Consider the following 18,684-nt stretch of genomic DNA (forward strand, 5'->3'; position numbering starts at 1 on the left):
CCCCGGTTGCTTTTTTCAGCTAAACAGTTTTAAGACCATACTTCGCATTCTTGCCAGTTCACTTGGATTGAATTCCTTGTAAATATCACTGCCAATATTTAAACTCACTGTAACTTGTTCACCAAGCCCCTTTAAAAGATCAACACCGGATAATTTAAGTAATTGAATTTTATCTGAAATACCCTGAGCCCATTGATTAAATAAATTCATGTTGGTAAAAACAGGCAGAAACACTTGATTTTGTTCCTCTAAATAAAGAACTTCCGGCTCTGTGCTACGAGGATTTTTTTCAATAGGTATAATAAAGTTCGCTTTAATAAATTCCAAGTAAGCTTTATTGGCTTCTTTACTGCTGCCTTCGGCCTTAAAAGCCACAGCAATTGCTTTTTCTAATGCATTCATTGTTTTTGACCTGTTTAACTTGCAACCATAGTCTGTGCTTGAGTGGTTTCCTACACTAGGATTTTGAGTATATTTTTGTTTTCACCTGCTTGCCAAAAATATCTCATTGCCATAATACTATGGGCGGAAGGTGGATGTGTTTACCTACGTAGCTTGGGCTTATTATACCATATTCTGGATATGAAAAGTACGCTCAATGGTAGCATGCAAAAAGAATTTATACCCACTTCATCGATGATAATTTTTAAATGAAATTGAATTTTAACCTGTAATAATTAGAGAATAGTAGGATGCGTGCGGATACACTATTAAATTGGATATTACGTGGCATTATTTTATTTTGGGCGGTTTGGTTTACCTTGGTAACAGCATCAGATTCAGTAAATCTATTGCAAGTTACTCATTTCTTATCACCTAATATTCCATTTTCATCACATAATTATAATTTGGTTGTAAAAACACTTCTTGTGTATGATCTTCAGTCACTGGCGACAGGGGCATATTTGGCAATTATCTTGGGGTGTTTTATTGCCTCCATTTTATTCTGGTGGGCTGTGATTTCACTAAATAAAGAAGTGTCTTATTTGGCTTTTGCCGTAAGTTTGGCAATAACGGCCATATTTATATTATTTGACGAGTTTTTTATACAATATGAATTTGAGCATCAACACGTGATAAGATTGACTTTTCAAATCGTAACATTCCTCTTGTACTATTTAATTTCTTGTAAAGATAATGAGAAGTTTGAAACTAAAAAATAGTTAGTAAATTATGAGTGGGATCAAAAAAAAGCGCTTCAGATAAGCAAGATGTTGAAATTGTTGACCATCGCAGTATAATAAATAGCTTGGTCTGCGCTTTTGTTGAGCAATTTTGGACTTTAATTGGAAATAAACAGTCTGTTTATCACGGCTGTAAAAGAAATTAGTGGATTTATGAAAACATTTGTTTTATCTCAAGTAGAAAAATTACGTAACAATCAACTTGGTTATGCATGGCTTATTTGGGGTTTGGCGGCCACGTTTTATTTTTCTGATTACATGGCGCGGGTTGCCCCAGGTGTGATGCATCGTGACTTGCAAATTGATTTTGGTATGAACGAAGCAGGGTTTGGTATTTTGACGGCTTCATTTTATATCCCATACATCCTCATGCAAATTCCGGTCGGGCTTACTGTTGACAGAATAAGTATTCGCTGGTTATTAACCATTATGTCTCTGGTTACGGCCTTCGGCTGTTGTGTTTTTGGTTTGGCCGATGGTTTAATGACTGCATCTATTGGCCGCATGTTGATAGGATTCAGTGCTGCTTTTGCTTTTGTTTGTGCGCTGCGTTTGGCGACTTCCTGGTTTCCTCCAGTTATGTTGGGGCTTTTGGCTGGTTTGACGCAAGCGTTAGGCATGCTGGGTGCTGCTGCTGGTGAAGCGCCCGTCTCTTTTCTGGTTGGTGCCGTAGGGTGGCGACACAGCATGTTGGTTATTGCATTTCTTTTTATTGTGCTTGCGGCATTGCTCTATCAATTTGTTCAAGATAAACCACATGCCAAAGTTCATAGGGAAGCAGAAGCTAATCGATTAAGTATCTTGCAAAGTCTTCGTGTTATTTTGTCGCATCGCCAGGCTTGGATAAATGCTTTATATGCAGGCTTTCTTTTTGGCCCAACGGCTGTTATTGGTGAAGCAATTGGACCGGCTTATCTTCAATACGGGCGCGGTCTTAATGCGCACGCTGCCGCGTTTGCTACGGGATTGATTTTTATTGGTTGGGGAATAGGTGGGCCTTTATCTGGCTGGTTATCCGATAAGATGGGACGAAGAAAACCAATCATGATTGTCTCTGCTTTGTTTGGCATTGTTCTTACCACACTGTTTGTTTTTTATCCCAACTTGAATAAAAGTACGGCTTATCTGTTATTTTTTGTTTTTGGTTTAACAAACACTGGTGTAGCCATTGCGTATGCAGTGTCAACCGAATTGCACAAGCGCAATGTGATTGGGACTTCCATTGCATTTACTAACATGACGTCCATTTTTGTGGGCGCCTTACTTCAACCTTTGGTTGGACGTTTGGTTGATATGGTCTCAGGTGAGCGTGCTTATCATGTTGAAACGCTTATGCTCTCCGATTTTCAATTTGGCTTGCGTATTTTACCTTTATGTTCTTTAGTGGCCTTAATTTTAGCGTTTGCAGTAAAAGAAACTTATTGCAAGCCGCTGAAAGAATAGTCATAAAAAACGGGTTGTTTGGCTGAGTTGTATTCATAAAAAATGTTTATTACCGATGGTGATAAATTCTATGCTCAATAAGGGCGTATTTTTATATCTCATATCTTAAATTTTCCTTAATTTTTTGGCATTTACGTGGTTTAGTGACTTGGCCAGATAGTAATTATCGTGTTTTAATATCATCTGTTTTCTATCGTAAGTTTTTTACGATATGATGCTATCCTTCTTGCGGTATTTTTATTAAAACCACCGCGATAGAGGGGCCATTACCAAAACGGAGATAAGAATGAAAAAATTGATAGGATTAGTGGTTATTATACTTGTTCTAGTCCTCGGAAGTTATTATGGAACGGGATTAATTACAGAGAGAACACTGAGAAAAAATGTCAATATGATTAATCAGTCCAATGGACTGCATGCTGAAATAGAGCACTATGATCGTGGCTGGTTTACTTCTTCAGCAACATTCAAATGGCATTTGCATGTTCCTGAAAGGGTTACTAAAGATGCTAATAACCAATCTAGAATTATTCCTGCACAAGATTATTCTCTGGATATGCCACTCGTCGTTTATCATGGTCCAATTATTTTTTCAAATAAGGGTGTCCAGTTTGGCTTAGGATACGCACATACGGTTTTAACTTTACCGCAACCTTATGCAGAACAATTTTCCACGGTCTTTTCCAGTGAATCAACCAAACCTGTATTGAATTTAAGTGTGTTGGTTAATTATTTAAATAAGAGCCGTTTTCGTATTGAATTGCCTGCGTTTACGTTAATTGCTAAAGAAGGCAATGGGCATTTTGAGTGGCTTGGTATGACCAGTGATGTTACTGTCGCTGCAAATCTAAGCACCATTGATGGTGATTTAACCATTGATGGCATTAAGATAACGAAAGACAACATGAATGCTGTTATTGGTAAAATTACCAGTAATTATGATCTTCATCAAACTAACGAAGGCTTATATTTGGGTGAAGCCAATTTTTCTTTCCCTTCATTGATAGTTAATAATAAAGATCAAAAAGTATTCGAAATGGAACATTTTGATATCCATACTAGCAGCGATGTGGATGGGGGACTATTTAATTCTTATTTTAAAACGTCTTTAGACCAAATCATTACGAATGGTAAAACCTATGGTCCTGGTCTTATTGAAGTGTCTTTAAAGAATTTGGATGCCCAAGTTCTTGCGCAAATTAATGAGCAAGTAAACAGAATACAACAAGGTTCGGCACAGGAACGCCAGCAGGCATTACTAGCGCTCATTCCTGAATTACCCAAACTATTTAATAAAGGGGCGAAATTTGAGATTTCAGAAATGAGCTTTGTTATGCCAGAGGGGACTATTGCAGGCCATGTGTTAGTCTCTTTGCCAAAGAGCGATAGCAATAATCCATTCCAATTAATTCAGCAAATGGAGGGAGAGGGCAAGCTGACGGTACCTGCTATTGTACTTAAGGGACTGATGACAGAATCTGCAAAACAGCAATTGATGCAACAGCCAACATTGCCACAAGCGATCGCAAATCAGATGCAACAGCATGAGCAAGATAAAAATGCTGCAAGTGCAGATGAGCAGGCAAATACAAGCGATTCTACTCCTGCGAGTGATTCAACTGTTGCAACAGGCGAGCAAAATGTTCCAGACACATCTTCTCAACCTGCTGCACCCACAGCTTCATCTGCAGATATTGAAAAGCAGGCTGAAATGCAGGCTGAAAATAAACTGTCATCATTAGTACAGGCAGGAATGCTGAAGGCGGAAGGAAGTGATTATACGATAGAGCTGAAGCTTGAAAAGGGACAGCTTAGTGTAAATGGACAACCATTTAATCCCGCCGTGATGAAATTTTGATAGGATGTGTGGGCATTTGCCCACACGTTTGGTCAAAGTATTCATATCTATGCTTGTCGACAATTGTCCAATTCGTTAAAATCATGTTTTTGAAAGAAGGAGTTAATAATAATGACAACAATCAGCAATGAAGCTGGGGATACCACTGCATCTTTAGCTGCAAGCGTAACTCAATCCGTGCAAAAGTATTTTTCTGAACTTAAGGGAACCGACCCTGTTGATCTTTATCAGTTTGTTTTAGAAGAAGTTGAAGCTCCGTTGTTCCGGGCTGTGATGGAGCATTGTAAATATAATCAATCTCGTGCTGCCTTGATGCTTGGTATTAGCAGAGGAACATTAAGGACAAAACTGCGTCGATATTTTGACGATAAATACGTTGGAACCCGCGAATAACCCGCCGTTAAGGGATAAGTCAATTTTCTGTGCCTTTTGGAATAAGTTCAGCGAATGCTTGATTAAATTTCTACAAAAAATCATTTAGAGTATTATTGTAGATAAGAGGAAGATGCGTCTTCCTCTTTTTTTATTTTTAGAAAATAGCAAATAAATGAAACAAATAAGTGCCGCGTGGGTAGCTTATAGCGGTTTTCAGAAGATCATTACTCAGCAAACATCGAGCTGACGGACTCTTCTTCGTTGACACGCTTAATGGCTTGGGCCAGCATTTCTGCCAGGCTGACAACCCGGATTTTTGGGCAATTTTTTGCAGGCTCTGATAGAGGAATTGTGTCTGTCACCACAATTTCATCCAATGCTGAATGATTAATGTTGTTAATCGCTGGTCCAGATAATACAGGATGAGTAACATAGGCACGAACGCTGATTGCTCCGCTGTTTTTTAGCTCTTGCGCTGCTGAACACAAGGTTCCGGCGGTATCGACTATATCATCAATAATAAGACAATGACGACCTTTAGGCTCCCCAATGATATGCATTACTTCAGACTTATTAGGGCCGCTGCGACGTTTATCAATGATGGTTAATTCGGCATCATTGAGTCTTTTTGCCATGGCTCGAGCACGAACTACGCCACCAACATCAGGCGAAATGACCATAAGATTGCTAAGATTTTTTTGTTTAATGTCTTCAAGTAAGATGGGCGTTGAATAAACATTATCGACTGGCATGTAAAAGAAACCTTGTATCTGATCGGCATGTAAATCAACAGTGAGAACACGGGATATCCCTACAGAAGTCATCATATCTGCAACAACTTTTGCTGTAATAGGAACACGTGCTGAGCGCACTCTTCTGTCTTGTCTCGCATAGCCAAAGTATGGAACAACGGCGGTAATACGACTGGCGGAGGAACGACGCAGTGCATCCGCGATGACCAGCAATTCCATCAAATTATTATTGGCTGGAGCACACGTGGATTGGATAATAAATACGTCTTTACCTCGAACGTTTTCAAGTATTTCTACCATGGTTTCGCCGTCGCTGAACGTGCCGACGTTAGCTTGACCTATTGGCAAATTTAGGTGAGAAGAAATTTTATATGCAAGCTCAGGATTGGCGTTGCCGGTGAAAATCATCATTGTGGACATGCGCATGAAACCTTCGATTTAGTTTAATCGGTAGCTTAAACACATAGCAGAAGACAGCCAGAAAGATATTATTATTATTTTAGCGATTCCGGTGAACGCATCCTCCCCGGGGATCTTCTGCCGTCTGTTTACTTGAATCAACAAGAGTATGGCTGGGGTGCTAGGATTCGAACCTAGGAATGCAGGGATCAAAACCCTGTGCCTTACCACTTGGCGACACCCCAATAAGCTGAAGATTCTTTCTTATCCGTGAATGTACGAGGCATTTACCTCGAACTGGTGCGTATTTTGCAGCGATTTAACTGCCTTGTCAATGAAGCAAGAAAAAAAATACGCCTTATAAATACAATCAGCACTATATTATGCTTTTGAACGCCATTAAAATTAAACAGACCATTGTTTTATAATTAATTTTATTGTTACCCCATGACCTTGCAAATGAATTTTACTCGGTAAGTCAATGTTTTTAAGAGAAGTATATTTTGCATAATCAATGGTGTAGCCTGCCTGTTTAAGTTGTGTCAAATGATTGTATTGATCATATTGGGTTGACTGAACGGCCCCCGGAGCAGGTAAACCCCTAACCCAGTAGTACAGGTTTGTAACTGGTAAGCGAATGCCTGTCTCTTGATATAGTAGTTCGTCAGCACTTTTTGATGAGATGGTTTTCGGACCATCTTTATAAGTGATCATGCCTCCGTCTTTTTCAATGATGACTGTTCCGCCCCCAATGGGCCAAATAAACGTATTTGATAATGATTGATCCCTTGTTGATGCCAATTCAATGAAGCTGTCCATGCTTTTTTCTGGTTACTGGCAGACATTGCTCCTGCAATGTCCCATGAAGATATTGTTGCGGTTTTTACTTCTCGTTCAACCACGGGCATGGTTTCATTTATAGGTGCTTCTGGAGCGGGCTTTGGTGGAGCACAAGCAGTTAGAAGGCCCAGAGTAATGATGATGTGGCGCTTAAATGCATTCATTGCGTGATTAAACTCCCTGTTAATTAAGCAACGGAAACGTTTGATCCTAAAAAATATGACAAATTAGTATACTGCCAACAACTTTTGATTAAGTCGATAATAGTTTTTCGAATAACAATACGTTAGACTGAAAATCATGCAATTTATCAAGATAGTCGAATATGAAACAAAAAGCAATCTATCCAGGAACCTTTGATCCAGTCACAAATGGACACATTGATATCATTACCCGTGCTGCAAAAATATTTCCCGAGTTGATTGTGGCAGTTGCCAGCAATGCGGCTAAACGACCTTTTTTCCTTTAAATACCCGCATTGAGCTGGTACAACAAGCTGTGGGTGTACTACCGGGTGTAAGTGTTATGGGTTTTGATACGCTCTTGATCCATTTTGCACTTAAGCAAGAGGCTGGCGTGATTTTACGAGGATTGCGTGCCGTGTCTGACTTTGAATATGAATTTCAATTGGCAGGAATGAATCGTAAATTGGCGAAAAATATTGAAACCATGTTTTTGACGCCTTCTGAAGATTATATGTTTATTTCATCGACTCTCGTGAGAGAGATAGCTGCTTTGGGCGGCGATGTGTCAGAATTTGTCCCTGATGTCGTTGTGCATGCGTTGGAAAGCATGCGGACGCAAAAAAAATGAATCATCTTGTTGTCCGTATAATTTATCTTTTTATTGGCGGGTTATTTTTAGTTCAGCCAATAATCGTTGCGGCAGAGGAGATTGTTCCTCCTGGGTATGCTGTTGCCAGCGCCCATCCTTTGGCAACCAGTGCCGGCCTTGAAATTCTTGCACAAGGAGGAAATGCGTTTGATGCGGCTGTTGCAGTGAGCGCGACACTTGCTGTTGTGGAACCGTATCATTCCGGTTTGGGCGGTGGAGGTTTTTGGCTATTGCACGAAGCAAAAAATCAAAGAAATATCTTTATTGATGGCCGAGAAGTTGCACCGCATGCAGCGTCCAAGGATATGTTTTTAGCTGCAGATGGTAAGCCAATTCCAGGATTGTCATTGACTGGTGGATTATCAGCGGCCATTCCGGGAGAACCGGCCGCCTTGGTTTATATCGCCAGGCAATTTGGACGTTTGCCTCTTACAAAAACATTGGCACCGGCTATCCGGTTAGCGGAGCATGGGTTTATTGTGGATCCTCAACTGCAATATTTTTTAACGATGGGAGATCGTTTACAGCAGTTAAAAAAATTTCCTGCTTCTGCAGAGGTTTTTTTACATGAGGGTAAACCCTATCAGATTGGTGAGCGATTATATCAGCGAGATTTGGCAAACACCTTGCGTCTTTTGGCAAAGAAAGGCCATGATGGATTTTATCGAGGTCAAATCGCAGCACTTCTGGTAACAGAAGTTAATCGTGCAGGAGGAATTTGGACGTTGGAAGATTTGGCTTCTTATCAGATTAAAGTCCGCCAACCGTTAGAGGGGAATTATCATCAAATGCATGTGGTAACGGCACCTCTCCCGTCTGCTGGTGGTGTTGCTTTGCTGACCATGCTTGATATCCTTGCCGATTATCCCTTGCAAACATTGCCAAAAGCTCAATGGGTGCACCATTTGATCGAAGCGATGCGGTTGGCTTTTTGGCAGCGTACTGAATTGTTGGGTGATCCTGATTTTATCAAGATTGATGTGTCTAAATTATTATCTTCTGAAAACACGAGATTTTTGCGTTCTCTCATTCAAAAAGACCATGCAACAAGCAGTACATCATTACCAACCCATGCATTAACGTCAGATAATGCACACAATACAACGCATTTTTCCATTATTGACAAAGAAGGAAACCGTGTTGCTGCCACGTTAACGATTAATTATATTTTTGGTTCCAGTGTTGTGGCAAAAGGAACGGGGGTTTTACTAAATGATGAAATGGATGATTTTTCCATAAAACCTAAAGTAAAAAATGTGTTTGGCATTGTAGGCAGTGAAAAGAATCAAATTGAACCTGGAAAAAGACCACTATCTAGCATGACACCTACCTTTTTGGAATTACCTGGGCGGGTGGCTATTTTGGGTACCCCAGGAGGAAGCCGCATACCAACCATGGTTTTAATTGCCTCACTTGCTTTTTATGACTCTTTTGGAGCAATTAAAATGGTATCGGAAATGCGTTTTCACCATCAATATTTACCGGATTGGTTAGTGTTTGAGCCTGATACGTTTTCACCCTCTGTACAAAAGGAATTATTAAATATGGGGTATCATTTGATGGCTTTACAGCAGTATTATGGTGACATGCAAGCCATTACTTGGGATCAGAAACACCATTTAATTACAGCAGCTTCTGATCCAAGACATATTGGAATGGCGATGGTGGTAAGCAAAAATAAAGATGGGTATGGTTTGTTACATTAAATGAGATTCCCTATGTTTTGAGCATGCACGCCTAGACATTATTTGGTTCTTCTATCAGGTTTTTTATGGTTTCATGAACTTCGTTGATCAAGGCTTCTTTATTGTCTAATGTGTATTTTGAGGCATCAATGGCTTTTCCAACATGGACTTCGGCGGTTCGGTGAATATTAAATTGGTAGGTGCGGGCAGGTAATATATCATAGGCGCCTCTAATCCCAATAGGAATAATGACCGCCTTTGCTTCAATGGCAGTAATAAAGCCTCCTTTTTTAAAAGCTTTTAATTTTCCATCTTTAGAGCGCGTCCCTTCAGGTGCTATCCACATGACGATGCCGCTTTCCAGCAATTTGCGTACGGCTTGTAAATCTTGAATGGCCTGTCGTCGGTTTTGGCGATCAATAAATGGGAATTCTGCCGCTTGCATACCTTTTCCCATAATAGGAATCTTTGATAATTCCTTTTTAGACAACATGCGGATGGAATGGTTGGGAAATGCTTTAAGGCTTAATGGTATATCATACAGACTGCTGTGGTTACACATGATGATGGTGGGTTGTCCAGCTTGAGGTTGTACCTGGTGGGGATTAACCAATTTAAATTTTACATCGATCAAACCAAGAATCTTGGCTACCCAGTGTTGAATCGTTTTATCAACCCATTCACGGTTAATATTACCTAAAAAATGCTTAAGAGCAGCATGACCACAGACATTTGCAGTATAAAATGCGGATAAGATCATAATCCATAGAGTACGAAGTTTACTGGCTTTCATGATTTACTCAATATTGGTTCACTGGGAGAGCAGATAATACTGTAAGCATCCTGTCTTGCCTACAAGGATTTTATTGAATAGTGTAAGAGGCATTATATTGGTTGACATCGGGGACAAAAGGTGGACTTACGTCCAGCAATGGTAACGGCCAAAATGCGTTCATAACAATGAGGGCATGGTTGACCTTGGCGGCCATATACGTGCAGAGCGGATGAAAAATAACCGGGTTTTCCATCGGAAGAATAAAAATCGCGTAATGTTGTCCCTCCTGCAGTGATGGCTTGTTGTAATATTTGTTTAATGTTAATGCTCAGACGTATGAATTGTTCTTTTGCGAGCCTACCACTGGCTGTTTGGGGGTGGATTCCGGTAAGAAACAAGCTTTCGGTCGCATAAATGTTGCCAATGCCCACAACCACATGATTATTCATGATGAAGGACTTGATGCTTTGGGTTTTACCACGTGCTTTATCGTATAAGAAATCACCGTTAAAATCATCGGAAAGAGGTTCGGGGCCGAGATGCGCGATTAGTGGATGCTGGAGAAGATTCCCGGCGATATAGAGCCAGAAGCCGAAACGACGAGGGTCATGATAGCGTAAAACCATGTCGTTGGATAAACACATGTCAATGTGATCATGTTTTTTAAGGGAAGATTGTGGATTATCGAGACGTAAATAACCGGACATCCCCAGATGAATGAGTAAGGTCCCGCTGGATAATGGCAGAAGTAAATACTTTGCCCGGCGAGAAACGTCCAAGATCTGTTTGCCAGAGCAACATGCATTTAATTCCGGTGTTGCAGGAAAGCGCAGTTTTCCTTGGCGTATATCAATCCGCTCTATAGTCTGATTCAGCAGAAAAGGATGTATGCCTCGTCTAGTGGTTTCAACTTCAGGTAATTCAGGCATCACTAAAATCTAGTCACGATGTTGATCTTTATGTTCTATAATATGGCCTTCAGAGTTTTTTGGAGTTTGATGCGGGAAAAAATAGTTTTTATAAATACAACTAGCCATATAAAGCCGCCAATTATAATGCCCCATATCACGACATAAAAAAACATCATTAATAATCCAACAGCAAAGGCAATAGCTATGCCTAACATGATGAAAGGTATAAGATGCTCTAGTATTTGCTGTAATTTATTGTTCATAAGGAAGCCTTGCTGTTTTTTAAATGGATTTATTGCCTGTAATATTAGCGTTGTAAAGCAGGCACGATTAGGAAATGCTCCAGCATTATTTAATAAATTATCGTTTACAATTCGTTTTGACGCAATCAGGATTGTCCAAAATATGGTATTATTAGTATAATATATTGCTATTTTTTTGGCAAAATGCTTTGTATTTTTATACAAAGAGGGCAGAATGGGCTGTTTGTCCATATCTGGTTATCCACCTGAGGAGTAAACCTATGCTTTTTGGTGTCTTAAATCTTTCATTTTGGGGTTATGTATTGGCTACTGTCATACTGACGCAAATCACTATTGCATCGGTTACGATTTATTTGCATCGATATCAAACTCATCGAGCGTTAACGTTGCATCCAATTGTGAGCCATTTTTTCCGTTTTTGGCTCTGGTTAACCACAGGTATGGTCACTGCTGAATGGGTTGCTATTCATCGTAAGCATCATGCTACGACGGATGTTGAAGGTGATCCCCATAGTCCTATAGTACTTGGCTTAAAAAAAGTATTTTGGCAAGGCGCTGAACTTTATCGAGAGGCTGCAAAAGACCGGGAAATGATTGAAAAATATTCTCATGGTACCCCAACAGACTGGATCGAGCGCAAACTCTATTCCCGTCACTCTGCCAAGGGAATTTTATTGATGTTGCTCATTGACTTATTTTTATTTGGCATTCCTGGTATTACCATTTGGGCATTGCAAATGATATGGATTCCCTTATGGGCTGCAGGCGTTGTGAATGGGGTAGGTCATTTTTGGGGATATCGTAATTTTGAATGCCCAGATGCTGCGACAAATGTTTTTCCTTGGGGATTTTGGATCGGTGGTGAAGAATTGCATAACAATCACCACACGTTCGCTTCCTCTGCGAAATTTTCCGTTAAATGGTGGGAGTTTGATTTAGGATGGTTTTATATCCGTACTTTGTCTTTTTTAGGACTTGCCAAGGTTAAAAAATTACCGCCCAAATTAGCGAGAGAGGAAGGCAAGCGGCATGTTGATTTGGACACGGTGAAAGCGGTTATATCCAATCGTTTTCAAGTGATGTCTTATTATTATAAGCATGTTGTGCGTCCAATTCTTCGCCAGGAAAAGCGCAATCATGTAGAAAACAAAGGCGATAAGCGGCTTTTTTTACGCGCGGGTAGCCTGTTGCGGCGTCAAGAAAAGTTATTGTCCCCACGCGCTAGTAGCCGGCTTCAGGCTCTGCTGAATCGATATGAGCGGTTGCGTCTTGTATACAGTTATCGTCAGTCACTGCAAAACATTTGGTTAAAAACGGCAACTTCACAAAAAGACTTGATTGAATCGTTGCAGCAATGGTGCAAGCAGGCAGAAGAGTCTGGACTTGAAGTGTTGCGTCAATTCGCTCAACAATTAAAAGGCTATGTTCCTAAGCCAGTTGCTGCCTGATTATATTGCTCTGCAGATAGCTTACACCATCTGCAGAGCAATTGATTGACGTGTTTTATTCCTTTATCTTTTTATATTTTCTTAAAATATCCTTTTCATCTTGCTATTTCCCTAATTTGACATATTCAGGCTTTTGATCTGTAGTATACTATCTGCATTTGCCATTAAGGGAGACATGGATGAAGCAAAAAATTGCGATAGTGACTGGGGGTACAGGCGGAATCGGGACGGCAATATGCCGACGGCTGGCTGCCGATTATCATGTGATTGCTTGTTATTTTAAAGATGGTAACCATGAAGAGGCAAAGCGATGGCAGGCAGCACAAAAAAAGCCGGTTATGATTTGGACATTTTATACGCCAATATTGCTGATTTTGCTGATTGTGAAAAACTGGTTGCTTTGGTCATGGAACGTTATGGTCATATTGATGTTTTGGTCAATAATGCAGGCATTACTTGCGATACTACCCTTAAAAAAATGAAACCTGAACAATGGCATCAAGTGCTTGATGCCAATTTGACCAGCGTTTTTAATATGACCAGAAATGTATTGCCCGCGATGCTTGAACATGGATATGGCCGCGTTATTAATATTTCCTCGATTAATGGCCGCAAAGGTCAGTTTGGTCAGTGTAATTATGCGGCAACCAAATCTGCTTTATATGGTTTTACCAAAAGCCTGGCCCAGGAAGTTGCAACTAAGGGTATTACGGTCAATACCATTTCTCCGGGCTATATTGAAACGCCCATGCTTGCTTCGATGAAAGAAGATGTATTGAAGTCGATTATTTCTGATATTCCTGTTGGTCGTTTAGGAAGACCTGAAGAAATTGCAGAAGCAGTTGCTTTTTTAGCTTCTACAGAAGCAGGGTTTATTACAGGCGCCAATCTTGATGTGAATGGTGGTCAGTATATGTGAGCCGCTGGTATTTTTGTGGCAGGAGATACTTGCTGATTTCTTGTAGAAGAAACGGTGCATAATATTAGGTTGGATAAAAGAATGAATGAAAAGGTGGCATTAATTACTGGAGGTAGCGGAGATATAGGAACAGCCATTGCCAAACGGTTAAATGGCTTATATGGCAAAGTCATCGCTTTGGATATTGCCGAACCTGATGAGCATGCTGAATGGCTGACGGATTTAAAGAAACAAGGGTATCAACATGTGCTTTATCGACAAATGGATGTGACGGATTTTGATGCTTGTCAGAAAGTCATTGCTGCATTGGTGGATGAATTCGGTCGTATCGATGTGCTCATCAATAATGCGGGCATTACTCGTGATGCTGTTTTTCATAAAATGACCAAACAACAGTGGGATGCTGTATTGCGCGTCAATCTAGATGGTATGTTTAATGTCACTCGACAAGTGGTGGAACCTATGCGGGCGCAGGAAAGTGGGCGAATTGTAAATATATCTTCTGTGAATGCTCAAAAAGGGCAATTTTCACAAGCAAACTATGCGGCATCCAAAGCAGGGATTTATGGATTTACCAAGAGTTTGGCTCAGGAATTGATGTCAAAAAATATTACTGTGAATAGTATATCTCCTGGCTATGTGGATACCCATTTAATGGAAGGGATTCGTGAGGACATTTTAGAAAAAATCATTGAGCAAATTCCGGCGAAGCGTTTGGCGAAGCCGGAAGAAATTGCATGGGCGGTTGAATTTCTTATCGATGATAGAAGTAGCTATATTACTGGAGCGAATTTAAGTATTAATGGTGGTTTGCATATGTATTAGCCTGAAGCAGACATCAGAGGCTTGATATCAACCTTGTAAGTCTGCTCTGTTCATTAATGGGAAATTTTATGACCAGATTAATTAAAAAATATAAAAATCGCCGTTTGTATGACACAGAAAAAAGCCAATATATTACCATTGATGATTTGCAGCGTTATGTTGTAGACGGTTTGCCTTTTCGGGTGGAAGAGGTAGAAACAGGTAAAGATATTACCAATGGGACATTGATGCAAATTCTGGTAGAAATGGAAGCAGGATCAAGTCAATTTTTATCTTCAGAAATACTTCGCCAATTAATAGGTCTGGCTCATCATCCCATGAATAAAACGTTGAAGGGTATGTTGGAGCAAATGATGGAGTTTATGGATAAACAAATGCAAGCGAATCCCTATTTACAAGATTATCAACAAGCGACGGATGCATGGAATAAGCAGATGCAAAGTTTTTTTAGCCAATGGCAGCATTTTTTCAAAAATAAATAAAATTTAGTAATATTGCTGCATTGCAAAAAAAATTGATGACATGTATTGACAACTTATATTGTTAATAACTACAATTTAATTGTGCAGTGCAACATAAATTGGAGAGCATGATGAATCAAGAGTATTTTGAAAAATTATCAGATATGGCCAAAAAAGCTCAAGAACCATTTCAAGCAATGGCAGAATTAAATGTAAAAACCTTACAAGGTTTTACCTATTTGAAGCCTGATGAATTTGCAAATGTTAAAAAGCCTGAAGAATTGCTGGAAAAGCAAATTGAACTGGCGGTTGCCAATGGGCACAAAGCATTAGATTACATGCAAAAATCATTTCAGATTATGGAAAAAGCAATGCTTTCTCTTTTGCAAGAAAGCAAAAGCAAATCAGAAAAAGCGGAAGCAAAAAAATAATGCCTGTGAGGGATGATGTAGGCAATCACTTTTATCTATTCTATATCCCCGGTTTTTCGGGGATTTTTTATTTGATAAGAGGTAGTTAACATTTAAAATTCCCAGTGATATAGTCAGGAGGCATTATTTACTACTATAAGGATATTAACATGGGAAATTGCTGTTCAGGATTTTTTGACCGGAATAGGGATGGAAAAGTAACTGCTTCGGAAGTATTCAAGACGATTGGCGAAGCAATCAATCTTTTAGGCAGTGTTGCCAAAACGGCACAGATGTATGTGCAAGCACTGGAAGCTGCGGGTATCGATACCAAAGGGACATTGGATGTATTAAGACGAATTAATACCATTGCCGAGGCAAGCAGCGGGGTGGCGGATACCCTTGCAAAAATTAAAGTTCCCACAAAATTGGAAGAAATTGGCGATGTCGATGGTGATGGTGATTTTGATAAGGACGATGTGTTGGCGTACTTGGAAAATTCACAACGAGTGTGTGATGCGTTAATTGCAGCGGGTGTCAATACTGCTGAAATTCAGAAATATCGCGATGACGTTCAGAAAGTCATTGATGTCGTGCGCGCAGGCCCTGCTCTTTCTGAAGTCCACCGAGCAGTAGCTGCCCCCGTTTAATCCATATATAAGCCTGGTCGTGTTGGCCAGGCTTTAACCATATTTTGCACCAGGTTTATTCTTTGTTAAAAATGATTTTTCGCCGTTTGAATCCCGCTTTTTGTCTCGATTAAACAAAAATGTCCCTAGGTCGCAGAATATGGATTTGAGTTTTTCCTTTTATTCTACCTTAGGCAGGAGTCGACGAGGCTTTAGCATCTTCTGTTGTTTTTGAGTTCATGTAAACATAACTGCCTGGAGCATCCATTAACGGTTTATATGGCAGCTGCGTTATATCAGGGGCATTAATCAGACGTCCGGATTCTTTTTTTAACCATTCCAGCCATTCAGGCCACCATGAACCTGGATGGTGGCTGGCATTTGCCAGCCAATCTTCAGCTGTTGCTGCAACACTGTTGTTGCGGTAAAAACCATATTTCTCACTACCAGGTGGAATAATGATTCCAGCAATATGGCCAGAACCGCCCAGGAGAAAATTTTTCTTTCCCTGCATGGTTTGAAATCCTATATAGGTGGTCTTCCAGGGAGCGATATGATCTTTCTTTGTGGAAATAAAAAAAGTGGGTATATTGATCTTGCTGACATCTAATGGCGTATGATTCAGATGAATTTTACCTGGCTTTATCAAGTCGTTATGTAAGTACATCCAGCGTAAATATTGCGAATGCATTTTAGCCGGCATGTTGGTAGAGTCAGCGTTCCAATACAAGATATCAAAGGGTACCGGTGTTTGGCCACGAAGATAGTGCTTAATAAAAAAGGACCAGATTAGATCAGTGGCTCGCAGCGAATTAAAAGCACTGGCCATAAAGTGGCCTTCCAGATAGCCTTTGGCATTCATTTTTTCTTCCAATTTAGCAATCTGATTTTCATCAATAAACACGGAGATATCGCCAGGATCACTAAAATCTATCATGGCTGCAAGGAACGTGGCCGAACGTACTGGCGTTTGCTTATGCGCTTTATAATAGGCTAATAAAAGGGCCAGTAAGGTTCCTCCTATGCAAAATCCAAGTGCATTCACTTGTTTTACCTGCAGCTGCTCCTGAATGATTTGAATCGCCGTCATGGGGCCTTCATTCAAGTATTCATACAATCCTTTATTTGCATAGTTGCTATTAGGGTTAATCCAAGAAATAACAAAAACAGTAATACCTTGGCTGACTAGCCAACGAATCAAGGAATTTTGAGGGCTTAAATCCAAAATATAATATTTATTTATCCATGGTGGGATAATCAATAAAGGCACTGATTTTACTTTTTGGGTTTGCGGGGTATATTGAATCAATTCCATCAGCTCGTTTCGAAAAATAACTTTTCCGGGTGTGATGGCTAGATTGACTCCAACCTTGAATGCTTCCATATCCGTCATTTTCATGATGAGCCGCGCTGATCCGGCTTCAATATCCGTAAGGAAATTGTCCAGTCCATATAATAAATTTTTACCGTGACTTTGAATGGTCTCGGCGATGATTTGCGGGTTGGTCTGCAAAAAATTGTCGGGTGACAAGGCATCCAGGTATTGGCGAGCAAAAAATTGCACACGTTTAGCCAGGCGTTTATCTCCATAATCAAGATGTTCCAACAAGGAATTCAGATGTTCATTTGCCAGTAGATACTGTTGGCTTAATAAATTAAAAAAGGGATTATTGACCCATTCTTCACTTAGAAAGCGCTTGTCTTCTATTGGCATGGCTTTGCCTTCCAACCAGTATTTAAGCTGCTCTTGCAAGAGACCTAAGGCATCTTGCCAATAAGCAATTTGCATTTGCCACAGTTTTTCAGGATTTTTTAATAGAGCTGCAAGCATAGCTTGGAAATCGCCTGATAATTCCATGAATTTTTCCATAAACATAGGTAATTGCGTAGGCTGTTCCTGAATACTAGCCAATAAGCGCAATCCTTTTTCTGCAATGGAACGCATGGTTTTGCTGATTTCTATTTCTTGATACACCTCAACTCCTAATGACGTATTTCTTATTCAATATAAAAAAGAAATAGCATGGCTAAACATAAAAAAATTTCTAGTCATAATAACTTCTTTAATGTGTTTTAGCATTTTTATTTTCCTGCGTTTTGAATTAAATTAGCAAGTAGGACTACTTTCTTAGAGTCATTGATGGATAATACACGCTCTAGTATCCCCATCATTTTATTGATTACCCTAGGCGTGATAGGTGCCGCGGTAGGATATTATTTTTGGGAGGCATATCTCTTGACTCATTATCTGGGTGGATATGACCAATACGGGTTACCTGTGCAACGCTCCTATCCAGGCTTTCATTTTTTCTTTCATGCCTGGCCACTTTGGTTTTTTCCCATGATTGTGATATTAGCAATTATGATTTTTTTGCAATGGTTAAGAATGGCCAAGGTACGGCGTGAAAAGCAAATTTTAACTAAAATATTAGCCGATAAAACGCTTATCATTGAAGAATTGCATGAAGAATTGCATGCACTAAAAACTAAACTGGATAAAGTAAGAGACAATTCTTTGTTGGAGGAAAAATATGAACAGCTTGAAGATGAGCTGTTTTCTTTAGAGGAAGATTATGAACGCAGTCTTAACTTTATTGAAAAATTACTTGAAAAGGTTCCGTATACGCAAGATTCACAATCAAAGTAGTTTCGCTTCTTGGGCCATGGCTTAAT

General features: G+C 39.9%; 17 protein-coding genes, 1 tRNA gene and 3 pseudogenes. 13 read left to right on the forward strand and 8 right to left on the reverse strand.

Annotated elements, in window-relative coordinates:
- Positions 1–15: 15 nt before the first annotated feature.
- On the reverse strand, positions 16–402 hold the full coding sequence (locus LOA_RS02415) for an SseB family protein (protein ID WP_025384990.1): 387 nt from the start codon (positions 400–402) through the stop codon (positions 16–18).
- A gap of 290 nt (positions 403–692) precedes the next feature.
- Between LOA_RS02415 and LOA_RS02420 the strand changes: the two genes are divergently transcribed.
- The 4 genes from LOA_RS02420 (at position 693) to LOA_RS02435 (ending at position 4,878) form a co-directional block, all read left to right on the forward strand.
- Positions 693–1,163 carry a hypothetical protein gene (locus tag LOA_RS02420; protein ID WP_025384991.1) on the forward strand — a complete coding sequence of 157 codons (471 nt, stop codon included), beginning with the start codon at positions 693–695 and terminating at the stop codon, positions 1,161–1,163.
- 174 nt (positions 1,164–1,337) lie between these two features.
- Complete coding sequence (locus LOA_RS02425) at positions 1,338–2,627, forward strand: MFS transporter (protein ID WP_025384992.1); 1,290 nt, start codon at positions 1,338–1,340, stop codon at positions 2,625–2,627.
- A gap of 286 nt (positions 2,628–2,913) precedes the next feature.
- Entirely contained in the window at positions 2,914–4,485 is a 1,572-nt protein-coding gene (locus LOA_RS02430; RefSeq protein ID WP_025384993.1) for a DUF945 family protein, read from the forward strand.
- A gap of 111 nt (positions 4,486–4,596) precedes the next feature.
- Positions 4,597–4,878 carry a helix-turn-helix domain-containing protein gene (locus LOA_RS02435; protein WP_025384994.1) on the forward strand — a complete coding sequence of 94 codons (282 nt, stop codon included), beginning with the start codon at positions 4,597–4,599 and terminating at the stop codon, positions 4,876–4,878.
- A gap of 206 nt (positions 4,879–5,084) precedes the next feature.
- On the opposite strand, the gene LOA_RS02440 is transcribed toward LOA_RS02435, so the two are convergent.
- From LOA_RS02440 to lolB, 3 genes and pseudogenes are all read right to left on the reverse strand, one after another.
- On the reverse strand, positions 5,085–6,032 hold the full coding sequence (locus LOA_RS02440; RefSeq protein ID WP_025384995.1) for a ribose-phosphate pyrophosphokinase: 948 nt from the start codon (positions 6,030–6,032) through the stop codon (positions 5,085–5,087).
- 149 nt (positions 6,033–6,181) lie between these two features.
- Positions 6,182–6,256 (reverse strand) — tRNA-Gln (locus tag LOA_RS02445).
- A gap of 160 nt (positions 6,257–6,416) precedes the next feature.
- Positions 6,417–7,015 (reverse strand): annotated as a pseudogene (lolB, locus tag LOA_RS15100) (lipoprotein insertase outer membrane protein LolB).
- 161 nt (positions 7,016–7,176) lie between these two features.
- Between lolB and coaD the strand changes: the two are divergent.
- Both coaD and ggt read left to right on the forward strand, forming a co-directional pair.
- Positions 7,177–7,664: pseudogene (gene coaD / locus LOA_RS02455) on the forward strand (pantetheine-phosphate adenylyltransferase).
- A complete protein-coding gene (gene ggt, locus LOA_RS02460; RefSeq protein ID WP_025384996.1) occupies positions 7,661–9,391 on the forward strand; it encodes a gamma-glutamyltransferase in 1,731 nt (576 codons plus the stop codon). The pseudogene coaD and the gene ggt overlap by 4 nt, the downstream one beginning before the upstream one ends.
- A gap of 31 nt (positions 9,392–9,422) precedes the next feature.
- Here the strand turns inward: ggt and LOA_RS02465 are convergent, their stop codons facing one another.
- The 3 genes from LOA_RS02465 to LOA_RS15110 all read right to left on the reverse strand — a co-directional run bounded on the left by LOA_RS02465 (position 9,423) and on the right by LOA_RS15110 (position 11,550).
- Positions 9,423–10,163 (reverse strand): lysophospholipid acyltransferase family protein, encoded by a 741-nt coding sequence (locus tag LOA_RS02465; protein WP_025384997.1) that lies wholly within the window; start codon positions 10,161–10,163, stop codon positions 9,423–9,425.
- A gap of 92 nt (positions 10,164–10,255) precedes the next feature.
- Positions 10,256–11,074 carry a bifunctional DNA-formamidopyrimidine glycosylase/DNA-(apurinic or apyrimidinic site) lyase gene (mutM, locus tag LOA_RS02470; RefSeq protein WP_025384998.1) on the reverse strand — a complete coding sequence of 273 codons (819 nt, stop codon included), beginning with the start codon at positions 11,072–11,074 and terminating at the stop codon, positions 10,256–10,258.
- 35 nt (positions 11,075–11,109) lie between these two features.
- On the reverse strand, positions 11,110–11,550 hold the full coding sequence (locus tag LOA_RS15110) for a hypothetical protein (RefSeq protein WP_052335869.1): 441 nt from the start codon (positions 11,548–11,550) through the stop codon (positions 11,110–11,112).
- Between the two features lie 29 nt (positions 11,551–11,579).
- Between LOA_RS15110 and LOA_RS02480 the strand changes: the two genes are divergently transcribed.
- The 6 genes and pseudogenes from LOA_RS02480 to LOA_RS02505 all read left to right on the forward strand — a co-directional run bounded on the left by LOA_RS02480 (position 11,580) and on the right by LOA_RS02505 (position 16,032).
- Positions 11,580–12,767, forward strand: coding sequence for a DesA family fatty acid desaturase (locus tag LOA_RS02480; RefSeq protein ID WP_025384999.1), 1,188 nt, complete (start codon positions 11,580–11,582; stop codon positions 12,765–12,767).
- Positions 12,768–12,946: 179 nt separating this feature from the next.
- Positions 12,947–13,686: pseudogene (gene phbB, locus LOA_RS02485) on the forward strand (acetoacetyl-CoA reductase).
- Positions 13,687–13,767: 81 nt separating this feature from the next.
- Entirely contained in the window at positions 13,768–14,511 is a 744-nt protein-coding gene (gene phbB, locus LOA_RS02490) for an acetoacetyl-CoA reductase (protein ID WP_025385000.1), read from the forward strand.
- A gap of 68 nt (positions 14,512–14,579) precedes the next feature.
- Positions 14,580–14,993 carry a polyhydroxyalkanoate synthesis regulator DNA-binding domain-containing protein gene (locus LOA_RS02495; protein WP_025385001.1) on the forward strand — a complete coding sequence of 138 codons (414 nt, stop codon included), beginning with the start codon at positions 14,580–14,582 and terminating at the stop codon, positions 14,991–14,993.
- A 110-nt stretch (positions 14,994–15,103) separates the two neighbouring features.
- Positions 15,104–15,403, forward strand: coding sequence for a phasin family protein (locus LOA_RS02500; protein WP_025385002.1), 300 nt, complete (start codon positions 15,104–15,106; stop codon positions 15,401–15,403).
- A gap of 149 nt (positions 15,404–15,552) precedes the next feature.
- Entirely contained in the window at positions 15,553–16,032 is a 480-nt protein-coding gene (locus LOA_RS02505; protein WP_025385003.1) for a hypothetical protein, read from the forward strand.
- Between the two features lie 169 nt (positions 16,033–16,201).
- Here LOA_RS02505 and LOA_RS02510 read toward each other — a convergent pair whose 3' ends face one another.
- On the reverse strand, positions 16,202–17,956 hold the full coding sequence (locus LOA_RS02510) for a PHA/PHB synthase family protein (protein WP_042239124.1): 1,755 nt from the start codon (positions 17,954–17,956) through the stop codon (positions 16,202–16,204).
- A gap of 195 nt (positions 17,957–18,151) precedes the next feature.
- Here LOA_RS02510 and LOA_RS02515 point away from each other — a divergent pair, with 195 nt between their 5' ends.
- The gene (locus tag LOA_RS02515; protein WP_025385005.1) at positions 18,152–18,658 is read left to right on the forward strand and encodes a V-type ATP synthase subunit E family protein; all 507 of its coding nucleotides are present in this window, start codon (positions 18,152–18,154) and stop codon (positions 18,656–18,658) included.
- Positions 18,659–18,684 lie beyond the last annotated feature (26 nt).

This window comes from Legionella oakridgensis ATCC 33761 = DSM 21215, assembly GCF_000512355.1.
Classification (GTDB): Bacteria; Pseudomonadota; Gammaproteobacteria; order Legionellales; family Legionellaceae; genus Legionella_A; species Legionella_A oakridgensis.

Excerpts from the sequence above, each read along its gene's own strand:
- LOA_RS02415 (WP_025384990.1), bottom strand. The coding sequence starts at position 402 with ATGAATGCATTAGAAAAAGCAATTGCTGTGGCTTTTAAGGCCGAAGGC.
- LOA_RS02420 (WP_025384991.1), top strand. The coding sequence starts at position 693 with ATGCGTGCGGATACACTATTAAATTGGATATTACGTGGCATTATTTTA.
- LOA_RS02425 (WP_025384992.1), top strand. The coding sequence starts at position 1,338 with ATGAAAACATTTGTTTTATCTCAAGTAGAAAAATTACGTAACAATCAA.
- LOA_RS02430 (WP_025384993.1), top strand. The coding sequence starts at position 2,914 with ATGAAAAAATTGATAGGATTAGTGGTTATTATACTTGTTCTAGTCCTC.
- LOA_RS02435 (WP_025384994.1), top strand. The coding sequence starts at position 4,597 with ATGACAACAATCAGCAATGAAGCTGGGGATACCACTGCATCTTTAGCT.
- LOA_RS02440 (WP_025384995.1), bottom strand. The coding sequence starts at position 6,032 with ATGTCCACAATGATGATTTTCACCGGCAACGCCAATCCTGAGCTTGCA.
- ggt (WP_025384996.1), top strand. The coding sequence starts at position 7,661 with ATGAATCATCTTGTTGTCCGTATAATTTATCTTTTTATTGGCGGGTTA.
- LOA_RS02465 (WP_025384997.1), bottom strand. The coding sequence starts at position 10,163 with ATGAAAGCCAGTAAACTTCGTACTCTATGGATTATGATCTTATCCGCA.
- mutM (WP_025384998.1), bottom strand. The coding sequence starts at position 11,074 with ATGCCTGAATTACCTGAAGTTGAAACCACTAGACGAGGCATACATCCT.
- LOA_RS15110 (WP_052335869.1), bottom strand. The coding sequence starts at position 11,550 with ATGGACAAACAGCCCATTCTGCCCTCTTTGTATAAAAATACAAAGCAT.
- LOA_RS02480 (WP_025384999.1), top strand. The coding sequence starts at position 11,580 with ATGCTTTTTGGTGTCTTAAATCTTTCATTTTGGGGTTATGTATTGGCT.
- phbB (WP_025385000.1), top strand. The coding sequence starts at position 13,768 with ATGAATGAAAAGGTGGCATTAATTACTGGAGGTAGCGGAGATATAGGA.
- LOA_RS02495 (WP_025385001.1), top strand. The coding sequence starts at position 14,580 with ATGACCAGATTAATTAAAAAATATAAAAATCGCCGTTTGTATGACACA.
- LOA_RS02500 (WP_025385002.1), top strand. The coding sequence starts at position 15,104 with ATGAATCAAGAGTATTTTGAAAAATTATCAGATATGGCCAAAAAAGCT.
- LOA_RS02505 (WP_025385003.1), top strand. The coding sequence starts at position 15,553 with ATGGGAAATTGCTGTTCAGGATTTTTTGACCGGAATAGGGATGGAAAA.
- LOA_RS02510 (WP_042239124.1), bottom strand. The coding sequence starts at position 17,956 with ATGCGTTCCATTGCAGAAAAAGGATTGCGCTTATTGGCTAGTATTCAG.
- LOA_RS02515 (WP_025385005.1), top strand. The coding sequence starts at position 18,152 with ATGGATAATACACGCTCTAGTATCCCCATCATTTTATTGATTACCCTA.